Below are 22,358 nucleotides of genomic sequence, written 5' to 3'. Positions count from 1 at the left end.
CGCACGATTTGCGCGATACAGAACGGATACCCTTTGACTTTCAATACTGAAACTGCCGTGCCCGCAGACCGGGATGATCGAGACGAACTCTCTCCTACTTTTGCGAACCTCGGTCTTCCTGATGATCTTCTTGCTACCGTCTCCGAACTAGGCTACGAAACTCCTTCCCCGATTCAGGCGGAAACAATTCCGGCGCTTCTTTCCGGGCGCGATGTGGTGGGCGTAGCTCAAACCGGTACCGGTAAGACTGCTGCCTTTGGCCTTCCTCTTATTGCGCGGATTGATCCGCAGGCCGAAGGCGTGCAAGCCCTGGTTTTGGCTCCCACTCGCGAACTGGCGATGCAGGGTGCGGAAGCGATTGAATCTTTTGCCGCGAAGCGTAAGGGCATTCGCGTTCTCGCGGTTTACGGTGGCTCTCCGTACCCGCCGCAGTTGCGCGCTTTGAAGGAAGGCGTGCAGGTAGTGGTGGGCACCCCCGGGCGCATTATGGACCTGATGGAACGCGAGGCGCTCCAGCTATCCCACGTCCACTACTTCGTGCTCGATGAAGCCGACGAAATGTTGCGCATGGGCTTTGCCGAAGACGTGGAAAAGATCGCTTCGGATTTGCCAAAAGAACGCGTTTCGGCCCTGTTCTCCGCGACGATGCCGAACGCAATCCGCCGCGTGGCCGAAACGCATTTGCATGATCCGCTAGAAATTACCGTCACCCCGCCGGCTTCCACGGTGGACACGGTGACCCAGGAATATGCTGTGGTCCCTTCGCGTCACAAGGTGAGTGCACTCGCACGGGTGCTTGCCGTTTCCGAGGCGGATGCGGCGATCGTGTTCGTACGTACCCGCGCCACCGCGGAAGACCTCGCCATCGAACTGGGCACGCGCGGGGTTGCTACTGCGGCGCTTTCGGGCGATGTGGCGCAAAAGGATCGGGAGCGTTTGGTTTCCCGTTTGCGTGAGGGCACACTCGATGTGTTGGTCGCTACCGATGTGGCGGCGCGCGGGCTCGACGTCGAACGTATTGGCCTGGTGATTAATTTCGATGTACCGCGCGAAGCGGATACGTATGTGCACCGGATTGGCCGTACCGGGCGTGCCGGCCGTGAAGGGCGCTCTTTGACTTTTGTGACCGCTCGGGAGCTTTCGCGTTTGCGGCGGATTGCTAAGCAAACGAAGTCGAAGATGAAGGAAATCAGTTTGCCTACGGCAGCTGAAGTTTCCCGCCAGCGTGCCCACAAGCTCGTGGAAAAAGCGATGAAGCGTTTCGAAGCCGGACGGCTCGGCGTTTACCGCGATGTGCTCGAGGAATTCGACCGTATCCAGGCCGAACTTGCAGCTGCCGCGAAAGCAGAAAGTGAAGCTGCGGCCATACCAGACGTGGCAACGGTAGATGCCGACGCCGATGCTGAAACTAGCACCAAGGCAGATACCGCAGATGCCGAGGATGACGCCGCTACCACTGCGGAAAAGAAACCGGCGGTGCAGATGAGCCGGGAAGAACTCATTTTGTCTTTGCTGGCTTTGGGTGTGCGTGATCCGGGCCCCTCCGGTGATGACGCGCCCGATAATCTGCAAGAAGATACGCGCGATGATTTCCACAAGAAAAAGCGGCAGACGCGTTCCTCGGGTCGCTCTTTGCCCGGTGCTACGCGTTACCGTGTGGAAGTGGGCCACAAGGATCGGGTTAAGCCCGGAGCCATCGTGGGTGCGATCACCGGTGAAGGTGGGATCGCTGGATCCGATTTGGGCAATATCGATATTTTCCCGACCTTCTCTCTCGTGGAAATTGGGGTCCCGCTTTCCCCGGAAGCCCGCCGGCGGATTTCCGACGCGACCATTGCGGGCCGGCAGTTGCGTATCCGCGAAGATACCGGCCCGCGTGGCGGTGGCGAGCGGCGCGGCCGGCGCGAAGGCGGACGCCGTGAGGGCGGACGGCGTGGCGGATACCGCGGCGGCAGGGGTGGCAGCTTCGGCGGCCGCCAAGAACGCGGCCGCCAAGGCCACCGCGAACGCCGCGGCTGGGACGATTAATTACTAATCTCCCGGATGTGAGTTTTACAAAGCGAAATATTGCAAAACGAAAATTGCAAAGCGCAAATTTACAAAGCGCATAAAGCAGCCAGTTGCGTGCGCACTAGCACCAGTCACTCGCGCGCAAGCACGCTAGCACCAGTCACCTGCGCGCTAACAATCGCGAAAGTAACTGAGTTCTTGGCTGGTTGCTAGCAATCGCGAAGCGGGTGGGTGAGGAATAATCCTCACCCACCCGCTTCGTTTTTTATATTTTTCGCTAGTGCTCGCAGGCGTCTTTCTGGAGCCTATTTCGGTGCTGTGCCTGCAGCGTTTATTGTTTTGCTCTTCGTCTTACTCTTCGTGACGGGTCAGATCCGCTTCGGTAGCTTTCACCGCTGGGGCTCGGGTGAGTAGCTTATGGCCGGCCCACAGGCCTAAGAAAAGCGGCAATCCAATATAGCTCGTGAGCAAAGAAGTGAAGTCCGCATTCCCAACCAGGGCTTCCCAATTCTGACCAATCAACACCACCGCACACATAACCAAAGCCAGGACCGACCCGAAGGGATACCACGTAGCTTTGAAAGGAAGATCCTTTACGTCATGACCTTGTGCTACATAGGCCCGGCGGAACTTGATATGACACCAGGCGATACAAATCCAGGTGATAAATCCGGCCAAACCGGAAGCATTCACAAGCCAGGTATAGGCCTGGCCCGAACCAATTAGAGAGAGCACAAAACCGAGGGCGGCTACCGCCGTCGTCGCCAATAAAGCAGGCAAAGGAATACCGCGCGGGGTCAGATACGTAAACACGCGCGGCGCCTTTCCGCTTTTTGCCAGCGCATACAACATCCGGGTACTAACGTACAAACCGGAATTTCCGGCACTCAACACGGAGGTCAAGATCACCGCGTTCATTACGGAAGCGGCCGCCGCAATCCCCGCCCGTCCGAATACGAGGGTAAACGGCGAAAGCGCGATATCGCCCTCGGGATTGAGCAGGTGCGGGTCCGTGTACGGAATAAGGAAACCAATAACCGCAATCGCGCCCACATAAAAGATAAGAATCCGCCAGAACACCGTGCGGGTGGCTTTCGGAATATTGGTCTCCGGATCCTTCGTCTCCCCCGCCGCAATTCCCAGCATTTCTGTTCCCTGGAAGGAGAAACCAGCGATCATAAACACGGAGAGTACGCCCAAACCGCCATTCACGAAGGGTGCATCACCGATAGTCCAGTTCTGGAAGCCAACCGGTTCGCCGCCCATAATCCCCAGGATCATGAGCACCCCGAGCACCAGGAATACGAGCACGGTCACCACTTTTATAGCGGCGAACCAAAACTCTCCTTCCCCAAAACCGCGCACCGAAAGCGCATTTAGCGCAAAAAGGATCACCAAGAACGCTAGTGACCACACCCAGGGAGGAACATTCGGGAACCAGTACTGCATCACAATGGCCGAAGCAACCAGCTCTGCCGCCACCGTGATCGCCCAGTTATACCAATAGTTCCACCCCGTGGCAAAACCGAAGGAAGGCGAAACGAAGCGCGTGCCGTATTCTTCGAAAGAACCAGAAACCGGCAGGTAGGTTGCCATCTCCCCCAAAGACTGCATGAGGAAGAAAACCATGATCCCGATCAAGGTGTAGGCGAGCAGGGCCCCGCCTGGGCCGGCCTGCGAAATCGTAGCTCCCGAGGCTACGAAAAGACCCGTACCGATTGCCCCACCAATGGCGATCATATTGACATGCCGAGCGTGCAGGCCGCGGACGAGTCCTTTACTCGACTCGATTTTCTCAATATCGAGATTATCGCTTCCGGAAGTACCCTCGGCGGGCACTGCATCAGAACCTTCTGTTGAGCTAGCGATGGTGATCTCCTCCTTTAGTGTGTTGGTGCCTAGGTGTGACTATTGGTTCTTTGCGCCTAGGTGGCCGCGGGTTTTCTGGGTGTGTTATGGGCACCTCAGTTTTTCCTTTCCCGGGCCCGCGCACGGTTATGGTGCGAGCGGACAAAGAAAACCGGTACCGGGCTCAGGTTATCGCCCGCGTGCCTCCCTCAATTCGTCAACTAAACAAGTTGTGATCGTAGCAGTGTTGTGCCGGTTTTGCGTTTTAGTTCCCATTGCTGGAAAAGCTTGTAGTTTTAGTTCCCATCGCTGGGAAATCTCGACCAGTGAACTTGGCGGCTGGGCCGTACCGTGAATCGACGTCGTGGTCTGTCTGAGCCGTACCAGAACCGACTTGGCGATCGGGCCGTACCATAAACTGACTTGGCGGCCGTGCTTCGTCCGAAGATAGCGGGAGGTGCGGGGCCTGGCTGGCCTCGCACCTCCCGGGTTCTGTATTCACTTATGCGCTAACAGTTTGCTTCCGCACTAGCTATCGCTTTGGCGTTAGGCGCGGTGTTAGCGGCGGTCTACGGCCGGGGTGTCAATCCCGTCCCCGTCCCAATCACCAACCACCGAAACATCCTTCGCATTACCATAAGCAAAGACGCTGTCAGCCACGCCAGAAACCAATTCGTTCCTCAAGAAGAACTGGTTGCCACGAACCACGCCAACCCCGTCCTTACCCGTACCGTTCCAGTCACCAACAATCACGCGGTCACCAGCATTACCATAAGCAAACTCGAACGCAGCCTTGGTATCTTCCAGCTTGCTTTGCACGTAGAAGATATTTCCACGCACAGCGGCCAAGGTATCCTTGCCGTCACCGTTCCAATCCCCCGCAATAAGGGTATCGGCCGGATTGCCATAACCGTAAACGGCGTCAGCAACACCAGAAGTTAGCGAATTACGGACAAAGACCTGGTTACCGCGAACCACGGCAACAGTGTCCTTACCATCACCATTCCAGTCCCCTACCAGGACCTCATCACCAGCGTTACCGTAGGCAAACTCGAACTGCGCAACACCACTAAACCCATTCGTGCCTAGGAAGAGGTTGCCCCGGCGCACCATAGGCGTATCGATACCGTCACCATCCCAGTCACCGAAGATGATTTCATCGTTCGGGTTGCCATAGTTAACCGTACGATCAGCCTTACCCTGACCCCACGCGTTCACGTAGAAAATACCGCGGGCATCATTTTCAACCGCCCACACACCAACCGGCTTTTCAACGGCAGGTTTGTCGGCATCTTCAGCACCGGCCTGGCCGGCTTCTTCAGCACCGGTCTCGGTACCTTCAGCACCGGCCTGGCCGGCGTCGGTCTGCTTATCAGCGCCCGACTTTTCGCCGTCCTTCTTTTCATCAGACTTGCTTTCGTCGGACTTTTCGCCGGTAGAGGTTTCTTCGTCCTTAGACTTTTCGCCCTCTTCCTGCGTCGTGCCTGCTTCTTGGTCAGTTTGCGTGCCGGCATCTTCAGCACCGGTCTCTGTTCCGGTCTCGGTACCCTCAGCACCAGTCTGGCCTGCGTCTTCAGCACCGGCCTCAGTACCTTCAACGCCGGTTTCCGTCGTCGTTACTTCTTCTTGTGTAGCACCGGATTCTTCCGTGGTTTCCGCAGCCGCGGTTTCGGCGCGCGCGGTGAGCCACTGGGAAGAGTCAAGCGGTTCGGCCACTACCCGGATCTCGGAGACAGCGCCCCAGAAGCCGTGCCGATCGGTACCATCAAGGTTCTGGCCACCACCGATTCGCCAGGGAGCTTCGCCCTTGGTCGGATACCCGGTTGAAATGCCGTTGTGATTTGCTCCGGTGCGGTTACGCAGAATCAAGTTGCCGTTCACGTACACCTTGACGGAATTATCCGCAGGGTCATTTACCGCAGCTACGTGGTAGAAATTATTGTCCTTGAAGATCTCTCCAGACCAGTTCGACCATCCTTCAACGTCATCCGCACCGGCCGACTTCCACTGCACCTCATTCAGATTAGAAATAGAGAGCCGCGCCGAACCATCATTTTCTTGCAGTGCATCCACGTGCCGATTCAAAATCGTCTGCGTTTCGTTCACCGATCCAGGAGAAAGCGCGAACACGGCTTCTACCGTGTAACCATCGCGGAACTCTTCTTTATTAATCGGCGCATTTGCCGCGGTTTCGAAATAGTCGAAAATCTCGCGCGTTGCCGGCGTGAACAGCACCGAGTTTTCCGCTGCCGAATAGGCATGGGAAGCCTTCTCTCCGGTCTGCAACTCGGCCGTCCCACCCAGAATGTTATCGTGATAGGCCATATCATTGCCGTTACCCGAAATATCGGTGAACTGGAGCTTGCCGTCTACCATTTCCGGGCGCCAATGCGCGGAGGTTGTTGCTACGTGCGGGAAATCCTCGGCATTCTGCGGTGCTACCAAAGAGGTTTGCTCCGGTTCTTCATAGGTTGCCAGCCACGTGTTGAGCTTTTCGGTACCCGAAGGCGTAACCGTAGGTTCCGTGCCAATCTTCAGCTCGGGGAAGCGTTCCCGGAAATTAAAATCGATCGTGAAGGTCTGATTTTCCCCGGTTAGCTTCGCAATATCTTCACCGCTCAAAGTCTCCTGCGGCTTTTGCATCACCCAAGGCGAGAAGGAGGTTTGCGTAATCTTCCCGGCATCCAGGTCGAATTCCACGAGCCCCATGTAACCATTCCCGCCCATATAGGCCATCTGGTAGTCCATTAGCACTTGGTAGACGGGATGTCCGGCGTCGTTAGTACGCTCCCACTTCGTAGCACCATGGTGATGCCCGTTGAAAGTAAGGAAGATTTGGTCATTCTTACGAATCAGTTTCTCCCACAGTTTTTCGCCGAAAGCCGTGGGAATAGCCGTGTTACCATCCGAACCCACATTGATGAGCTGGTGCGAATTGAGAATCGTGGGCACGCCCGGGTGTTCATCTAGCACCTTCTGGCCCCAGGCAATGGCCGTATCATCGGCTTCCCAAGAGAAGTTCAGAACCAGGAACTGTGTGCCCGCAACGTCTACCAGATGTGCTTCGTGGGCGCCGGTCTGCGGATCACGTTCCACAAAGGTAGAGTTGTATGCCGCGCGTTCCGGTGAGAACCAGTGCGTATAGGTCGAATATTCGCTTGCCAGGCCTTCTTCTTCGGCGGTGCGCCCCACATCATGGTTGCCTGCCAAAATTGAATAAGGCTGGCGAGCGTCCTCCAAAATTGCCATCGCGTGCGAAGCGACTTCCCATTCGCCGGGCTTATTTACCCGGTCCACGATATCGCCCAGGTGCATCGTGAATTCGATGCCATATTCAGCGGCATTATCCGCGATCCACTGGGTTTGGGTTTCGTATGGGCGCGAATTGTAGAGCGGGGTGTAAACGTCACCGTCCGAAGTTTCGGCCGTATACCGCGAATAGAATTGAGTATCCGGCAAGATCGCCATCGCGAAACGCGAGGTGCCGTTTCCGGTGCTGGCTTCGCCCGCTTGCTGGCTTTCCGCGCCGGTGTTTTCTGCAACGACGCCGGCTTCCCCGCCGGTTTCTTGGCCGGCAGCAGCGATTACTCCCGCGGCTAGCAGAGCTTCCCGATCGGCTTGTGCTTGGGTGGCCGCCGCGGCCTTATCTTGGCCTACGTCAGGCAGGCAAGCCTTCACCTCGTTGTAGAGGTAGAAGGAAGAGCCTGGATTGATTGGCTGGCAATCGTGACCGAAGCTAACCGGGCGTTCGTTGTGCTGCATGCGCACAAGCTTCACACCGTCATTATTTTCGAAAACATTCCATTCAATATTGCCGCCCATAGGATCAGATTCGGCCTGATTCCAGCTGTAATCGGCATAGTTGAAGAGCGGACCGCCAGGTATGGCCTGCTCATCGGCACCAATTTCCGGAATTGCCAAGAGTGCATTGAGAGGCGTCAAGATCTCGTTGTGAGAGAACATGAACGTTGCCACCGTGTCCTGACCGCCGGTATCGACGGATTCGAACATTTTGGCCAGTGCGGGCCGGCCATGGTTATAGGTCACTTCTTGATCAGAAAAACCTTGGCCTCGCTTGTACCATTCGTCGATGGCCGTGCACCGCTGGATTTCGCGCATCCCCGCCAAATCTACATCCGGATAAGCCGAAGATCCATCGAGCTTGAGAGCTTCGTTGATCGAGCGAGTTTCAAAAATATCGCGCGCAATCCCGCCGCAGTATCCAGCCAAGTAATTGCGTTCCGGGGCGTCCGGCGAGTCGGTGCCGGTGGTATCAGCCCAATCTCCAATGTAGGGACGCAGCACATCACGCGCCGCCTTTTCCAGTTCGGGATATCCCTCATTGGGAAGATTCTTTACTTCCAGGTAATTCGGATCGGAATCCAGGTAGGTTTCCCGTTCGTCATACCAGGCATCGCCAGCTCCGTTGTTCTGGTAGCGCAAGACTTTATCATTCACCGTGGCGGTGTTCGGTGCGAGTGCGGCATATGGAGAAGCTTGTAGGGCTTCGATGGCCGCGTCTGCGGTGGCAATTGCCCGGCGATGCCCGGAAGTTTCGACCGCGATTTGTGCACCAGCCGGTGCTTGGGAGAATAGTTCTGCATTGCGTTCGACGGCGCGATTCGTCCAGTCAGTGAATTCTTGCTTGCCGAGGGTGGTCAGGTTTCCGGCACCAATCTTGGCCGATGCCGGTTGCATCGTCTCGGTTATAAAGGTGCGTAGCTCAGCGCCAGCGGGAGTCAGTTTCCCGGCTTCTTCTGCCTCATTGAGCATCAGCACAATATTGTTCATGTGGTAATCGCCCGACGACGTACGCGAGCCGTGGCGAGCGAAGGCCACGGTGTAACTCGGGGCGAAACCTTCCGGTGCTGCTTCCAGCTCCGCGTTAGTTCCGTCCTGATGGTAGGGCGTATTGGATCCCATAAAGGGCGGATTGGTGGTGGCAGAATATTCGCCCTCCCACGTGCTGGCAGTATTATCTGCACCACCAGCCGTGGTTTCCCCACTCTGTTCCGGTGCGGCAAAGGCTGCCGTTGCACCCACTGGTACAGCGATGGTGGCAGCAGCCAGAGCAGCACATATTTTCTTAGCTATGCGCATGAACACTCCTTCTCATTTTCCCTGGTCCGGTTACGGAACACTCAGGGCATCATGGCGTGTTCAGGCTAAAAAAGATGCGTAAACACCAGCGCAAATGTGGGTTGCGATTGGGTAAAGAATCGGCCGCAGATTGCTCTGCGGCCGATTCTTTAGATTATGCTTTTTGGTAGCCTTCTATTCCCACCCGGTGAGGCGGAGTCGTTTGCTTTCTGCTGGGCTACCCGCCGCAGCGCGGCGCAAGAGGTCTTCCAGGCTATCGGTACCAGCACGTACCTGTTTGCCAGAAAGGGCATCAAGTTTGCCATCCGCAAAGGCCCGCGTGATTTCCACAGAAAGCTCCACCGGCGTCCAGTCCGAGCGGTCCGCATGGGCTTTGATCCCGGCCGTCATATCGGTCTGTACCACTCCGGGTGCCAAAGATAGCACCCGCAAGCCACGCTCATATCCAGCTTCGTGTAAGGCCCCCGCCAAACGGAACAAAGCCGTTTTGGAAACGTAGTAGGCCGGGGCGTGCGGGTTATCAACCACTGCGGCCCCGCTGGAAAGATCCAGGATCCTCCCGCCACCGCGTTCCAACATGGCCGGTACGAGCGCGTGCTGAATTCGGAAGGGAACGGAGAGGTTGACTTGCATGGTGCGGTCAAAATCTTCCGGGCTGGCCTCCCACGGCACTTTTTCTTCCCCGAAAACACCCGCACAGTTAATGATCATGTCGATCTCGTGTGTGGAGCGGAGGATAGAAAGCATTTCCCGGACCGATTTTTCTTTCGCGAAATCACAGCCGATGGTAATAACATCGCTCCCCTTGACTTCGCATTCGCCCGCGGTGCCGTTCAAACGAGACACCTTCGAAGCCACTAGGATCAAGGTTCGCCCAGGCTGAGCTAGGCCCACGGCGAGGGAACGCCCAATTCCCCGGGAAGCTCCGGTAATAAGTACCGTTTGGACCGGGCCGAGCACCCTAGCCTTGTTTTCCGGTTTCGAAGCTGAATTGTTCTTCAGCGTGTTAGCGGAAAGACGGTGATGGCCGGTACTTTCACGCACATAATCTTGATCATGAGCCATTAGGCACGCAACTCCGCTTTGAACTTCTTGGCCATAGCCTTCACTACCTTCTTCCGTAGGGCTGCCACTTCATCGGCTTTCAAAGTGTGGTCTGCCCGGAAACGCAACGCGTATGCCAGCGATTTCTTCCCCTCCGGGATTTGGTCGCCGGTATATACATCGAAAAGCCGCAGGTCTTCCAGGAGAGCACCGGCCGCCTGGCGGATGCAAGCTTCCACATCCGCCGCCCGTACTTCATTATCCACAATAAAGGCGAGGTCTTCCTTCGCCGCCGGATAGGTAAGTACCGGAAGGATTTCCCGAGTTTCCGTACCGGCGTTTTCGAATACCGCATCGGTATCGATTTCAAAGGCAACCGAACGTTTCGGCAAATCGAAAGCACGGCATACTGCCGGAGCTAGTTCCCCGGCATAGCCCACCGGTTTGCCGGCAACCAAGAGTTGCGCGCAGCGGCCCGGATGCCAGGGGGCGCGCTCGGCGGCCCGCACTTCCGCTTCCCCGCTCAGGCCGATCACTCGCCGGGCGGCATCAATCGCATCTCGCCAATCCCAGGTCACCGCTGTGAACCCAGCTTGGTTTTCGGTCACTTGCCCGCACGCAATCCCGGCCACGTGATGCGGCTGGGAAGGAATTGCCGCATGTAGGGCCGCTATTTCGGATTCGCTGGGCCGCTTACCTGCCTGCGGAATCGGGGCCGGGGTAATTCCTGCGGGGTGTACTACATGCCCGGTTTCAAAGATTGCCACTACCGGGTTGCCACGCCGCACATTCAACGCGGCGGTATCCAGTAAGGAATCAAGGATGGAAGTGCGTAGTAGCGGCTTTTCTTCTTGCAAAGGATTTTGCAACCGCAAAGCCGTACGGCGCGAATCCGTAGCTGGCAAGCCTTCCTTATCAAAAGTCGCTTCGCCTACGAAGGGGTAGCTCAATACTTGTACCCAGCCGGCTTCCGCCAAGGTCCGGGAAATATCGCGGCGTTGGCGCTGCCGGGCAGTTAGCCCGCTTCCGGCCGGGGCTTGCGGCACCCGGCTTGGAATTTCGTCATAGCCTACGAGCCGGGCTACTTCTTCCACGAAATGTGCCGGGCCGGTGAGATCATGGCGCCACGTTGGCGGGGTTACTTCGAGGACGGCGCGGGATGGATCGCCCGCGGCTGCGGCGTCGTCGGAAATATCTACCACCGCGCACCCAATATCTTCGAGGAGCTCACGCACCCGAGAAACCGGGATTTCCAAACCGAGCAGGCGCGCCACTTCCGCCACCGGGAACCGGTAAGCGGCCATGGGCTGTACGGAACCATAATCGCCGACCACCGGATCGGCAGTTCCCCCACCGTATTCGACCAGTATGTCCACTACTTTTTGCATGGCTACGGCGGCCACCGCGGCGTCGATCCCGCGTTCGAACCGCTTGGAAGCTTCCGAATGGAGGCGATGGCGGCGCGCAGTCCGCGAAATCGTGACCGGTTCGAATACTCCGGCCTCCAGCAAAATATTGCGCGTGGAATCCGAAATTTCGGTGCTTTCCCCGCCCATTACGCCAGCTAGTCCAATTGCGCGGGCGCCGCGGCCACCTTCCGAATCGGTAATCAGCAGATCTTCCGGATCGAGAGTGCGGGTCACTTCATCCAAAGTGACGAGCTTTTCACCCGGTGTAGCTCGCCGCACTACGATCGGCGCGGTGAGTTTATCGAGGTCATAAGCGTGCATGGGCTGGCCAAGATCAAGCATTACGTAATTCGTGGCATCTACCGCCAAAGAAATCGGCCGCATACCAGCTTCGGTAAGCCGGTCCCGCATCCACTTCGGGGAAGGTGCGGCCGGGTCTACCCCGCGCACAATCCGCGCCACGTACCGTTCGCATCCCTTCACACCGTGGATCGGTGCCTGGTCGTCTTGCTCCACCGGGAAGGCTTTTGCATTATCAACGGGCGGCAAAGGTGCGGGCAGGTTAGCTGGCAACCCCGGATCGCGGAATGCTGCGCCCGTGGAATGGTGGTATTCGCGTGCCACCCCGCGCATCGAGAAACAGTAGCCGCGATCAGGCGTAACGTTTATTTCCAGGGTCTCCCCGGGGATCCCGAGGTAGCCGAGCACGTCCTCCCCCACGGCTGGGAGCTGGGCAATCTTTTCGGTTTCCGAAGGGCCGGCCAGCACAATAATGCCGGAGCTATCGCCTTCCAAACCCAGTTCCTGGAAGGAACAGATCATGCCATCCGAAATATGCCCGTAGGTTTTCCGGGCACTGATTTGGAAATCTCCGGGAAGCACGGCACCGGGCAAAGAAACTACCACGTAGTCCCCCACCTCAAAATTATGGGCTCCGCAAATAATCCCGCGGGAAGCCACATCGGCCGGTTCTTTTCCTTCTCCCGGGGCGTCATTATGGGCGCCAACATCCACGCGGCAATAGTTGATTACCTTGCCGTTGGACTGTTTTTTGGCTTCCCGGCTCAAAACTTTGCCCACCACTACCGGGCCCTGTACCGGCCCGGGGTGGATCTCTTCTTCTTCCAAACCTACTTTTACGAGGTCGCGCGCCAATTGTGCGGCGGTTAGGTCCGCTGGAAGTTCTACGTGTTGGCCGAGCCAATCAATTGGGATAAGCGGCATTAGTTTCCCCTCCCGGTGGTTCCGAACTGTAGCGAGAAGCGCACATCGCCTTCGACCATATCGCGCATATCCGCAATCGAATGGCGCAGCATGAGCGTGCGCTCAATACCCATGCCGAACGCGAACCCGGTAAATTCATCCGGATCGATGCCGTTATTGCGGAGCACTTCCGGGTTTACCATTCCGCAACCACCCCATTCGATCCATCCCGGCCCGTCCTTCTTCTGCGGGAACCACAGGTCCATTTCCGCGCTCGGTTCGGTGAAGGGGAAGAAGCTGGGCCGCAACCGGGTGTGCGCTTCCGGCCCGAACATCGACCGGGCGAAATGATCCAGCGTGCCCTTTAAATCCGCCATGGTGAGCCCGCGATCAACAGCAAGCCCCTCAATCTGGTGGAACACCGGGGTGTGAGTGGCGTCCAACGCATCCGTGCGGAACACCTTCCCCGGGCAGGCAATATAAAGCGGAGCCCCGTAACGGAGCAAAGAGTGCGACTGCACGGGCGAAGTGTGGGTGCGCAACATTAGCCCCGGTTGCGCTACCGCTGCCGGGGCGCTGGCTGGTGTATCAGTCGCAGCGCTAGCTGGAGCTTCGGCGCGCGCCGGTTCCGTGCTGGTACCTGCCGCCGTTTCGTTTGCCGAGCCGACGCCGGCCAGCTGGCTATTTACCACGCCGTCCACATAGAAGGAATCTTGCATTTGGCGGGCCGGATGGTCGGGACCGAAGTTTAAGGAATCGAAGTTGAACCACTCGTGTTCTACTTCCGGGCCCTCAGCGATCTGCCAGCCCATGGAGACGAAGAAATCGCAAATATCTTCTTCCAGGACGGTGAGCGGATGGCGTGCCCCTACCGGGCCGCGCCGCGTGGGTAAAGTGACGTCCACGCTTTCTTCCGCTAATTGCGCAGCTTCGGCAGCTGCTTCTACCCGGGCATCGGCCTGTGCGAGGGCCTCCTGGATAGTTTTTCGCGCCTGCCCCACGAGCTTACCTGCCACCGGCTTATCAGCCTTATCAAGATTGCGGATTTGCTGATTAGCTTTGGTAATCGGGGCCGCATCGCCGCTATGTGCTAACCGCGCCGCTTTCAATTCTTCTGGGGTGCGCGCCGCCGCGAATGCAGCCTGAGCCGCTGCTACCGCTGCGGCCACTCCAGCTTCATCGAGCGGGCTAAGTGTTTCCGACATACGTGCCTTCCTTCGTCGCTTAACCACAAAGATTCTAGTCAATTCGCCTAGCTAGTGCGCGGCCGGTTCATGTGAGCCACCTTTCGCAATAGGCGTCAGCAAAGCCCGCGCGGCGCGGCTCGTGAGCACGCCAGCCGTTGCGTGTAAGCACACGCAGCGGTACTGCACGTAAGAGCGCGCGACGCGGCTCGTAAGTACTATTCCAAGTGCTCGCGCGCCTGTTTTTCTTTTTGCAACTCCGCATTAGAACGGCCTGAAACCCCGGTTCCGGGCTTGGCATTTTTGACGCGATACTTGGCGCGGGCTTCTTCTTCCAGGAGGCGGTAGTAGAGCACTTTACAATCATTGACGGTGAGTTCCGGATGACGTTTGCGGATCTCCAAAATCCCGGCTTGCGCGCCCTCGTTTTCCCCCATTACCAGCGCCGCGGCTTTATCTTCTAAGCTCAAACCCCGGCGCTTCGATTTTGATGAATAGAAATCGCGCCACAGGTAGAAAGCCCACAGCACCAAAATAATGCCGAAGGCAATCGCAAAGTAAAGAAAGCTGCGATCCATATTTTCCCCTGTTCTTTCTCTCTCCGGCCCTGCCCGCCTCCCGCGGCGGCTATACGCCTGCGCGTGCCCGGAACGGCTATACAACTGTGCGAGCCCCGGCACGGCTATACACCTGCGCGAGCCCCGGCACGGCTAGCAAAAACTGCCGCGCCGGGGTTTACTTGCCTATCCTGCAATTCTTTTTTTGGCCGTATGCACTTTGCCGCAAGCTCGGCGGCGCATATCTCGGCCCGCCATATCCCAGCCAGGCAAAAATGCATAGACGGCTAGCTTGCTAGGAGCGTGCGTAGAGCGGTACTTCCGGCCACAGAGTTTCGTAACGATGCCCGGTGAGATCTTCCAGCACCTTCTTCGTTTCCGGAGTGACGTCTTCCTTGGAGCCGCCCTCTTCCAGCCGCTTGGTTTCGGCCATGAGAATATCGTGCGTTTCCTTGTTGAGGTAGACGAACCGGGAAATGATCCAGGCGCAGATAATCAGGATTGCCGGCAAGATAATCGTCACGAAAGCGATACCGTGCATAGCCGGCGCGGACTGCACTACCTCGCACTTATCCGCCGTCATCGCGCACGGCTCGAAGCCATTTACGTGAGTGAGCGGGGTATGGCCTAGCTGTTGGGCGTAGCCTTCCCAATCCACATTCGTGTACTTATCGGCAGTGCCCGCGAACTTCTGGCCGAAACCGGCGGCCGCCGCGTCCTTAGCTTCCAGCGGTTTTATGTACCCGGTGTGGTCCATGATAAAACCGACGATCCAGGTGCCCAGCGCGCCAGTGAGCTTACGGAAGAAGGTCATGACGGAAGCGTAAATACCGGCCCGGTGTTCGCGAGTCATCACGTAATCGACGTCGGGCATAAACGGATACACGTTCCACGGGGTGAACTCGAGGAGCGCGCGCCCGGCCTGATACACAACCGCGGTTAGCAACATCCACGCGAAGGGGTTGGACGGCTTGAGCAAGTACACGAGCCCTACGCCGAGCAACGACACCAAGATGAAGGAGAAGGACATCGACCACAAGAACCGCGGCCCTTTCCGTACCATCAAGAAACCGGCAATGACCGTTACCGGCAAACCAACGATGGAAACTGCTTGCAGCCACAAGCCCTGCGCTTCCGTCTGGAAGATCACGTACACCGTGAAGAAGGTTAGCGCCGAAGCGTAAACATCCTTACCGGTATAGGAGAAGAGATAGACGCCGAGGTGCTTGACGTACGAAGAAAGCTTGAATACCGAGATGAACTCGAACCAGGTGTGTTTGATCGAACCCACGAAACCAAACTTCGGCTGGGATTCCATTTTGATAATCGTTTCTGGATCGAGCGGCTTCTCCCAGGTGGTGAAGTAGGTAAATATAACGCCCAGGAAATAGAGAATGCCGAGGACGATACCGGTAATCAGGTAAGCGTTCGGGTTTCCGGTTTGCTTCACTATGGCCGGAATGAAGAAGGCCGCAAAGGTACCGGTGGCCGAAAGGAACATGCGCGTGGAGGAAAGCTTGGTGCGCTCGGTGTAGTCATCCGTCATTTCGGTGGGCAAAGTTTCCCAAGGAATGAGGATGAGCGCGATCAGGATTTCGATCACCAGATAGATGACCAGGTAGTACCAGAATCCCTTCTGCGTCATCCACAGGAAGGGGAAGGTGATCGCGAGCAGCGGGGCGGATATCAGCAAGAAGAAATGCCGGCGTCCGAACCGCTTACCTAGCCGGGTCCGATAGAAGTTATCGGTAATAGTGCCAATAAAGACGGCCGCGATTGCATCCACAATGCGAGCAACGAGCAGAATCGTGCCGCCCTGGGTCGCCGTCAAACCCCCATAATTGGAGAAGAAGAACAGGAGCAGGCCGGAAATAATCGTATTCCAGCCGCCGCCCATGAAGTCCACAGTTCCAAAGCCAACGGAACGGAACATCGTTACGGGTTTCTTGGTGTAAACCCGCAAATTCTTATATTTGTCATATTCGCGCTGGAGGCGTTTTTTCTCCTCCAGTAACGATACGTCTTCGTTTGCCATGACATTATCTTTCTCGTATGTGACGCGCCGGGCGGGCATTAGTGCACCAGTGCAGCGAGGCCTTGCTCAGTCCTTTACCTGCTCAGTCCGTCACCAAATTTCTCAGACAGGTAGTTTATTTCGGCACTATCGGCAGAACTTTGGGCACAAAGTCCATTGCGGTGCGTAAACTTTGCCCGCTCGCGCCCTTTAGGTGTTGTTTTCGCTTCCCTTAACTCCCGTGTTACGGATGCAACAATTTAGCTATGTGAAGCCAAACCCACACTTCCTTACGATACTCCCGCGCACCGGGAATACCAGTGCACAACAAAAGTAAGCTCTACCCATGGGAAATTTCACATGCGGAAATCCTCGTTTCCCTATCCCGATTGGCGGCCTGCGCTACGCGGTATTCTTAGTTCAGTCCCGATCACTGCCGACCGGGCGTTGGACCTATGAGGAGGATAGATTCCTATGACTGCGCAGCCTCTTGAATTGCATCCCGACCGTCTTTTCCCGGCGGATCCGAAGGTGCGTGAAATTGCACGCGAGCTCTATAACGAAGAGCAAAAGTATCCGATTATTTCTCCGCACGGCCATGTGCCGCCGCAATGGTTGGCCGATAATGAACCTTTTGCTGATCCCACCAGCATGTTGCTCACCCCTGACCACTACACGAACCGGATTCTCCACTCGGTAGGCGGTGTAGACCTGGCCGATCTGGGAGTTCCGGTAGGTTCGCCAATGACGCCGGAGAAGTCCCGTGCCGCGTGGCGTCTTTTCTGCAAGAACTGGTGGGTGTTCCGGGGCACTGCAGTACAGTTCTGGTTTGAATCCGAGTTCTACGACGTGTTTGGCATTCGGGTACGCCCCTCGGAGGAAACTGCCGATCAGATTTATGACCAGATCAATGAGGCTCTAAAGACCGAAGAGTTCCTCCCCCGCTCCCTGTACAAGCGTTTCAACCTGGCGATGTTGGCCACCACCGATGATCCTTGTGATGACCTGCGTTACCATGAAAAGCTCGCCAATGATCCCACCTGGGATGGACGCGTGACCCCGACCTTCCGGCCGGATGCTTATCTGGAACCGGCCCGGCCTACCTTTAAGGCCTTGACGGATAAGTTGGGTGAAACTGCTGATCAAGACGTTTCTACCTACGCCGGGCATTTGGAGGCCATGCGCAAGCGCCGCCTGTTCTTCAAGGAGCACGGCGCGGTTTCTTCTGATCACTCGCATAAGGATCCGGGCACGGCCCGCCTTTCCGATCACGAAGCGGAAACTCTCTACCAGCAGGCTTTGGCCGGCAAGATTTCGGCGGAAGACGGCGATCGGCTCCGCCGCCACATGATTAATGACCAGGCGCATTTGGCTGCCGAAGACGGACTGGTAATGACGATTCACCCCGCCGTGTTCCGCAACCACGATGAGCAGGCTTTCGCCCAACTCGGTGCCGATGTGGGTGGCGATATCCCGATGAAGGTGGAATTCACGCGCAACCTGCAGCCCCTGCTGACGGAGCTCGGGAACCACCCGAACTTCCAGCTAATTGCCTTCACCATTGATCAGGATGTCTACCAGCGCGAACTGGCACCGCTGGCCGGTTACTACCGTTCCGTGTACGTGGGCGCGCCGTGGTGGTTCATTGACGACGCCGATGCGATCACTCGCTACCGCGAGCAGGTAACGCCCTACGGTACGTTCTACAAGACCACGGGCATGATTGACGATACCCGCGCTTTCGCTTCCATCCCGGCCCGTCACGATGTGGCGCGCCGCGTGGATGCTGGCTATCTAGCTCGCCTGGTGGCCGAACACCGCCTGGCCATGGACGAAGCGCTGCAAGTGGCGGCTGATCTCGTCTCCACGATCCCGACCCGCGCCTTCAAGCTCAACGGCTAAGCGCGCCAAGCTCAGCGGCTAGCGCGCCAAGCTCAGCGGCTAAGCGCACGCGGTAAGCCGTGCACGGTAAGCACCGGTAAGCACCGGTAAGGCCGCGCGCCGGCTTCGGTAACGTACCAGCTTCGGCAACGTACCGGCTGCAGTAGCTGTACCGGCTTGGGCACAGCGCGGGCTTCGGCTCACGGCTAAGGCCCAAGCCGCGCGAAAGTCTCATAAGAACGCCCCGGAAACGACGTAACGGATGCTTTTCCGCCACAGTTTCCGGGGCGTTTCATTTGCGAGCAGTGTGCTTTTACCCTGCGTGGGCATCGCCGCGCCAGCCTTTGCGGAAGCCTTCGTGCGGCGCGGATTTATCGTGAAGGTTGCGGATCTGCTTGTTGTAGGCGCGCGGTAGCCGAAAGTACGACGGCGGCCGAAACCGCAACATTGAGGGATTCTGCTTTCCCACATACCGGAATTGACACCGTGGTATCCCAGCAGGGTTTAGTTCCTGCCAAACCATGCGCTTCATTGCCGAAGATCCAGGCCACGGGCGCCGCTAAATCAAGCTGCGGCCGTGCAGTCCCCAAGAAACGAGATTCGTGCGCATTGTCAAGCAACGTAGTTAGGTCCCAATCTCCATGCCCATCCGCGGCCAAAACTTGCATACCGGCCTGTTTGCAGGCCGCACTGGCTTCCGCAATATCAGCATCGGCCAGCACTGGCACATGGAAAATAGAACCCGCGGTGGAACGGATCGTTTTGGGATTCCACGGATCGGCCGCACCTTTGCCGAGGATAACGGCGTCGGCACCGAAGAAATCGGCGGTGCGAATAATTGTGCCGATATTGCCCGGATCTTGCACGGCGAGCGTCATTACGATCAGCCGCGCCTGGCCGCATAGTTCCTCCAAGCTAGCGCGCGGCGGAATATCGATAACGGCAGCAATACCTTGGGCGCTGCGGGAGATTTTTTGTAGCTGAGCTTCGGTAATGCGATGCCAGTACACGGCGCTACTTTTGAGCAGGGCGGCGATATCGGCGTGGCGTTCAGGGAAAGTCTCTTCTACGTATACGTCACGAACCAGCGTACTTTGCCAGGTCAGCAATTCGCGTACCGCCTGTGGACCTTCCACCAAAGTGCGTTGGTAGCGGCGCCGGTAATTCGGCTGGGCAAGTTTTTGGGCGCGCTCAAACTGCGCCTTCGTCATGGGTTTTTCCACTCCCACATGTTCCCACATGTTTCGGCTACTTGCACCCGCACGTGCCAGTTATTTGCACCCGTTCTTCCCAATTACCTACACCCGCGGTGCCGGTTATTGGCCACCTGCACATCCCAGCCACTTGCACCCGCATATGCCGGCCGCGCGCACCCCCAGCACCCAGCCACTAACACTCAAGTAGCCCCGCTACTAGCGTTCAAGTGCGATGGGCTGGTGCGGATAGTACGGAACCAAGGCAGTATCAGAGAAGATGCCAGAAGCACCCCAAAAAATGAGTTCTTGCATGCGGCGCTGGTCATTCACCGTCCACACATTCACCTCGAACCCTTCTTCCCGTACGTGGGCAATTGCCGCCCCATCCAATCCGGTATTGCTCGGATGTAAGGCGGCCCCGCCCAAACTCTCCAAAAGCTCACGCCAATTACTCTGCCACCACGGCCCTTCCACGAGGGCACCAAGCTGGAGATGCGGGGCTAGCCTATGCACATACCGCAAAAGGTCATGGTCGAAGGAAGAAATTAGCAAATGGCTGGAATCATACGGGGCAATCTCCGCGAGGACCTTTGCTGCTGCCACGGTGTTTGCATTACCACTAAGCCCACGCGGGTTTACTTTCAGCTCTAGGTTGAGCCCCATACCGGCCTCTTGGGCAAAATCAAGCAGGTCCCGCAGGCGCGGAATTGGTTCGCCCGTAAATTCCGGAGCGAACCAGGAGCCGGCGTCTAGCTGGGTGAGTTCGGCGAGCGTACGTGTAGCTAGCGGGCCGCTCCCATTGGTGGTGCGATCCAAAGTGTCATCATGAAATAGAACTAGCTCTCCATCGGCAGTGATGGAGATATCAGTTTCGATCCACTCGTAACCCGCAGCGCGGGCCGCGCGGAAAGAAGCCATGGTGTTTTCGGGTGCTTGCGCGCTTAGCCCCCGATGGGCAAAAAATCTTACCGGCATAGAAGTAAGCGTACCTCGCACCATTGGCGCACTCAGCCGTTTTTTATGAAGAGCAACCAGGTGAGGAAGATGAGGAATACCGCGGCGTATCCTCCCCAAACCACCAGACTTGTTTGCGCCTTTTCCCATTGGGAAGAATCCTTAGCTCGTATTTTTTTACTAACCTCGGGAAATACCCAAATACTTAACGCAATCCCCACAGATGTAATAAGAAATGATAGCCACCATCCAGCTATGAACTCTCCCAGGGTAGAGTGCGTGCCCATAGAGTAGAGAAACATTATTGCAATATCGGCGAGCTCAAGTATCAGAAAAGCAGTAATTTTTTCACTTTAACCTCCGGTCAAACTTATGTGGTCTGAGCGACTGATGCTCCGAGGATATAACTACATTCATTGGTGTGGCTAGGAAGCGGCAAAAACTGGGTGGGTGGTAGCACGTTGCGGTACTACCACCCACCCAGGTAAAGCTATGAAGCTATACGGTCGCGCTAGGCGCTACCTTTTATAGCCAAATTTTATAGCCAAATTATGCAGTTTTAGGCCGCTTTCAGAGCTTTTAGGCTACTTTCGGAGCGTTGACGTCTTCCGGAAGTGCTGCCCGAGCTGCTTCCACAACCGCCTTGAAAGCTTCCGGATCGTTTACAGCCATTTCCGCGAGCTGCCGGCGATCCACTTCAATTCCAGCCAAGTTGCAACCTTGGATGAAGCGGTTGTAGGTCATGCCTTCTGCCCGAGCCGCAGCGTTAATGCGCTGAATCCACAGACGGCGGAAGTTATTCTTCCGCTTCTTGCGGTCGTTGTAGTTGTATACAAACGAGTGCGTGACCTGTTCCTTTGCCTTCCGGTAAAGGCGCGAACGCTGCCCACGGTATCCCGAGGCGCGTTCGAGTACGGTGCGGCGCTTCTTCTTCGCGTTTACAGAACGCTTGACGCGTGCCATCTATAATCCCTCTTTCCTCAAAGCCTCTAGATACCCAAGAGACGGCGAACTTGCTTTACGTCGGCGCGGTGGACCTGCTGGTCCTTAGAGAGACGCCGCTTACGCCGCGAGCTCTTTACTTCGAGAAGGTGGCGCTTGTTCACCCGTTCCCGCATCAGCTTGCCAGAACCCGTACGACGGATCCGCTTCTTCATACCCGAATGGGTTTTGTTTTTAGGCATAGTCAGTCCTTCTAAGCCGCTTACGCGGTACCATTTCTAGTCCGTTTTGTCAGTTTTCTTGGAGCGTGCTTCGGCGTTTACCCGCGCGTTTTCTTGTTGCCGCTTAGCACGTTCAGCCCCGTGTGCACGGCGGCTTTCGCGTTCTGCTTCGCGGCGACGCCGCTGATCGGATTTCGCTTCCGTCTTCTTCCGGATCGGGGCCAAAACCATAGACATATTTCGCCCTTCGGCCCGCGGAGCTGCTTCAACCGTAGAAACCTCGGAAAGTTCTTCCGCCAAACCGTTCAGGAGCTCAACACCAAGTTGCGGACGCGACTGTTCACGGCCGCGGAACCGGAGATCGAATTTAACCTTATCGCCACTATTAAGGAAGCGTTCAGCCTGATTCTTCTTGGTGTTGTAGTCGTTCTGGTCGATCTTCATGCCAATACGGATCGACTTCACCTGGGCGTTAGAGCGGTTACGCCGTGCGGCACGCTCCTTCTGCGCCGCCTCGTACTTGTACTTTCCGTAGTCCATAAGCTTGGCGACGGGCGGGTTCGAATTCGGCGCTACCTCAACGAGATCAAGATTCGCCTCAACAGCAACCCGCAGTGCGTCTTCAGTTTTGACGACGCCTACCTGCTCGCCGCCTGGCCCCACAAGGCGTACCTTGGGGACGCGTATGCGCTCATTGACACGTGGTTCTTTGTTGTTAATTGCAGTTCCTCTATATCCTCAACATGACAAATACGCACGGAGAAACCATGAGGACACTGATCGCAGACGATCATG

14 protein-coding genes are annotated in these 22,358 nt (G+C 56.9%); 2 read left to right on the top strand and 12 right to left on the bottom strand.

Annotated elements, in window-relative coordinates:
* The first annotated feature begins 33 nt into the window (after positions 1-33).
* The gene (locus H8274_RS05105; RefSeq protein WP_185934008.1) at positions 34-2,028 is read left to right on the top strand and encodes a DEAD/DEAH box helicase; all 1,995 of its coding nucleotides are present in this window, start codon (positions 34-36) and stop codon (positions 2,026-2,028) included.
* 333 nt (positions 2,029-2,361) lie between these two features.
* Here H8274_RS05105 and H8274_RS05100 read toward each other — a convergent pair whose 3' ends face one another.
* From H8274_RS05100 to H8274_RS05070, 7 genes are all read right to left on the bottom strand, one after another.
* Positions 2,362-3,810 (bottom strand): amino acid permease, encoded by a 1,449-nt coding sequence (locus tag H8274_RS05100; RefSeq protein WP_456151695.1) that lies wholly within the window; start codon positions 3,808-3,810, stop codon positions 2,362-2,364.
* A 606-nt stretch (positions 3,811-4,416) separates the two neighbouring features.
* Positions 4,417-8,958 (bottom strand): histidine-type phosphatase, encoded by a 4,542-nt coding sequence (locus tag H8274_RS05095; RefSeq protein WP_185934007.1) that lies wholly within the window; start codon positions 8,956-8,958, stop codon positions 4,417-4,419.
* A 174-nt stretch (positions 8,959-9,132) separates the two neighbouring features.
* Positions 9,133-10,023, bottom strand: coding sequence for an SDR family NAD(P)-dependent oxidoreductase (locus H8274_RS05090; protein ID WP_185934006.1), 891 nt, complete (start codon positions 10,021-10,023; stop codon positions 9,133-9,135).
* Positions 10,023-12,635, bottom strand: a complete 2,613-nt coding sequence (pheT, locus tag H8274_RS05085; protein WP_185934005.1) for a phenylalanine--tRNA ligase subunit beta — start codon at positions 12,633-12,635, stop codon at positions 10,023-10,025. The genes H8274_RS05090 and pheT overlap by 1 nt, the downstream gene beginning before the upstream one ends.
* Positions 12,635-13,819 (bottom strand): phenylalanine--tRNA ligase subunit alpha, encoded by a 1,185-nt coding sequence (gene pheS / locus H8274_RS05080; RefSeq protein ID WP_185934004.1) that lies wholly within the window; start codon positions 13,817-13,819, stop codon positions 12,635-12,637. The genes pheT and pheS overlap by 1 nt, the downstream gene beginning before the upstream one ends.
* A 197-nt stretch (positions 13,820-14,016) precedes the next feature.
* Positions 14,017-14,376 (bottom strand): hypothetical protein, encoded by a 360-nt coding sequence (locus tag H8274_RS05075; RefSeq protein ID WP_185934003.1) that lies wholly within the window; start codon positions 14,374-14,376, stop codon positions 14,017-14,019.
* A 274-nt stretch (positions 14,377-14,650) separates the two neighbouring features.
* Positions 14,651-16,390, bottom strand: a complete 1,740-nt coding sequence (locus tag H8274_RS05070) for an MFS transporter (protein WP_185934002.1) — start codon at positions 16,388-16,390, stop codon at positions 14,651-14,653.
* A 453-nt stretch (positions 16,391-16,843) separates the two neighbouring features.
* Here H8274_RS05070 and uxaC point away from each other — a divergent pair, with 453 nt between their 5' ends.
* The gene (uxaC, locus tag H8274_RS05065; protein WP_185934001.1) at positions 16,844-18,271 is read left to right on the top strand and encodes a glucuronate isomerase; all 1,428 of its coding nucleotides are present in this window, start codon (positions 16,844-16,846) and stop codon (positions 18,269-18,271) included.
* Between the two features lie 350 nt (positions 18,272-18,621).
* On the opposite strand, the gene H8274_RS05060 is transcribed toward uxaC, so the two are convergent.
* The 5 genes from H8274_RS05060 to infC form a co-directional block, all read right to left on the bottom strand.
* On the bottom strand, positions 18,622-19,461 hold the full coding sequence (locus H8274_RS05060) for a TrmH family RNA methyltransferase (RefSeq protein WP_185934000.1): 840 nt from the start codon (positions 19,459-19,461) through the stop codon (positions 18,622-18,624).
* Positions 19,462-19,662: 201 nt separating this feature from the next.
* A complete protein-coding gene (locus tag H8274_RS05055; protein ID WP_185933999.1) occupies positions 19,663-20,421 on the bottom strand; it encodes a glycerophosphodiester phosphodiesterase family protein in 759 nt (252 codons plus the stop codon).
* 558 nt (positions 20,422-20,979) lie between these two features.
* Entirely contained in the window at positions 20,980-21,363 is a 384-nt protein-coding gene (rplT, locus tag H8274_RS05050; protein WP_049619480.1) for a 50S ribosomal protein L20, read from the bottom strand.
* 26 nt (positions 21,364-21,389) lie between these two features.
* Entirely contained in the window at positions 21,390-21,584 is a 195-nt protein-coding gene (gene rpmI, locus H8274_RS05045) for a 50S ribosomal protein L35 (RefSeq protein WP_049619481.1), read from the bottom strand.
* A 36-nt stretch (positions 21,585-21,620) separates the two neighbouring features.
* Positions 21,621-22,283: a translation initiation factor IF-3 gene (gene infC / locus H8274_RS05040; RefSeq protein ID WP_074663734.1), complete on the bottom strand. Its 663-nt coding sequence runs from the start codon at positions 22,281-22,283 to the stop codon at positions 21,621-21,623.
* Positions 22,284-22,358 lie beyond the last annotated feature (75 nt).

Source organism: Actinobaculum suis, from assembly GCF_900618115.1.
Taxonomy (GTDB): domain Bacteria; phylum Actinomycetota; class Actinomycetes; order Actinomycetales; family Actinomycetaceae; genus Actinobaculum; species Actinobaculum suis.
The sequence above is the reverse complement of the archived record's forward strand: the minus strand, read 5'-3'. Positions and strand labels throughout refer to the sequence as shown.

What these genes read in the sequence shown, in the direction of transcription:
- H8274_RS05095 (WP_185934007.1), bottom strand. Translation starts at nt 8,958, where the DNA reads ATGCGCATAGCTAAGAAAATATGTGCTGCTCTGGCTGCTGCCACCATC.
- H8274_RS05090 (WP_185934006.1), bottom strand. Translation starts at nt 10,023, where the DNA reads ATGGCTCATGATCAAGATTATGTGCGTGAAAGTACCGGCCATCACCGT.
- pheT (WP_185934005.1), bottom strand. Translation starts at nt 12,635, where the DNA reads ATGCCGCTTATCCCAATTGATTGGCTCGGCCAACACGTAGAACTTCCA.
- pheS (WP_185934004.1), bottom strand. Translation starts at nt 13,819, where the DNA reads ATGTCGGAAACACTTAGCCCGCTCGATGAAGCTGGAGTGGCCGCAGCG.
- H8274_RS05075 (WP_185934003.1), bottom strand. Translation starts at nt 14,376, where the DNA reads ATGGATCGCAGCTTTCTTTACTTTGCGATTGCCTTCGGCATTATTTTG.
- H8274_RS05070 (WP_185934002.1), bottom strand. Translation starts at nt 16,390, where the DNA reads ATGGCAAACGAAGACGTATCGTTACTGGAGGAGAAAAAACGCCTCCAG.
- uxaC (WP_185934001.1), top strand. Translation starts at nt 16,844, where the DNA reads ATGACTGCGCAGCCTCTTGAATTGCATCCCGACCGTCTTTTCCCGGCG.
- H8274_RS05060 (WP_185934000.1), bottom strand. Translation starts at nt 19,461, where the DNA reads ATGACGAAGGCGCAGTTTGAGCGCGCCCAAAAACTTGCCCAGCCGAAT.
- H8274_RS05055 (WP_185933999.1), bottom strand. Translation starts at nt 20,421, where the DNA reads ATGCCGGTAAGATTTTTTGCCCATCGGGGGCTAAGCGCGCAAGCACCC.
- rplT (WP_049619480.1), bottom strand. Translation starts at nt 21,363, where the DNA reads ATGGCACGCGTCAAGCGTTCTGTAAACGCGAAGAAGAAGCGCCGCACC.
- rpmI (WP_049619481.1), bottom strand. Translation starts at nt 21,584, where the DNA reads ATGCCTAAAAACAAAACCCATTCGGGTATGAAGAAGCGGATCCGTCGT.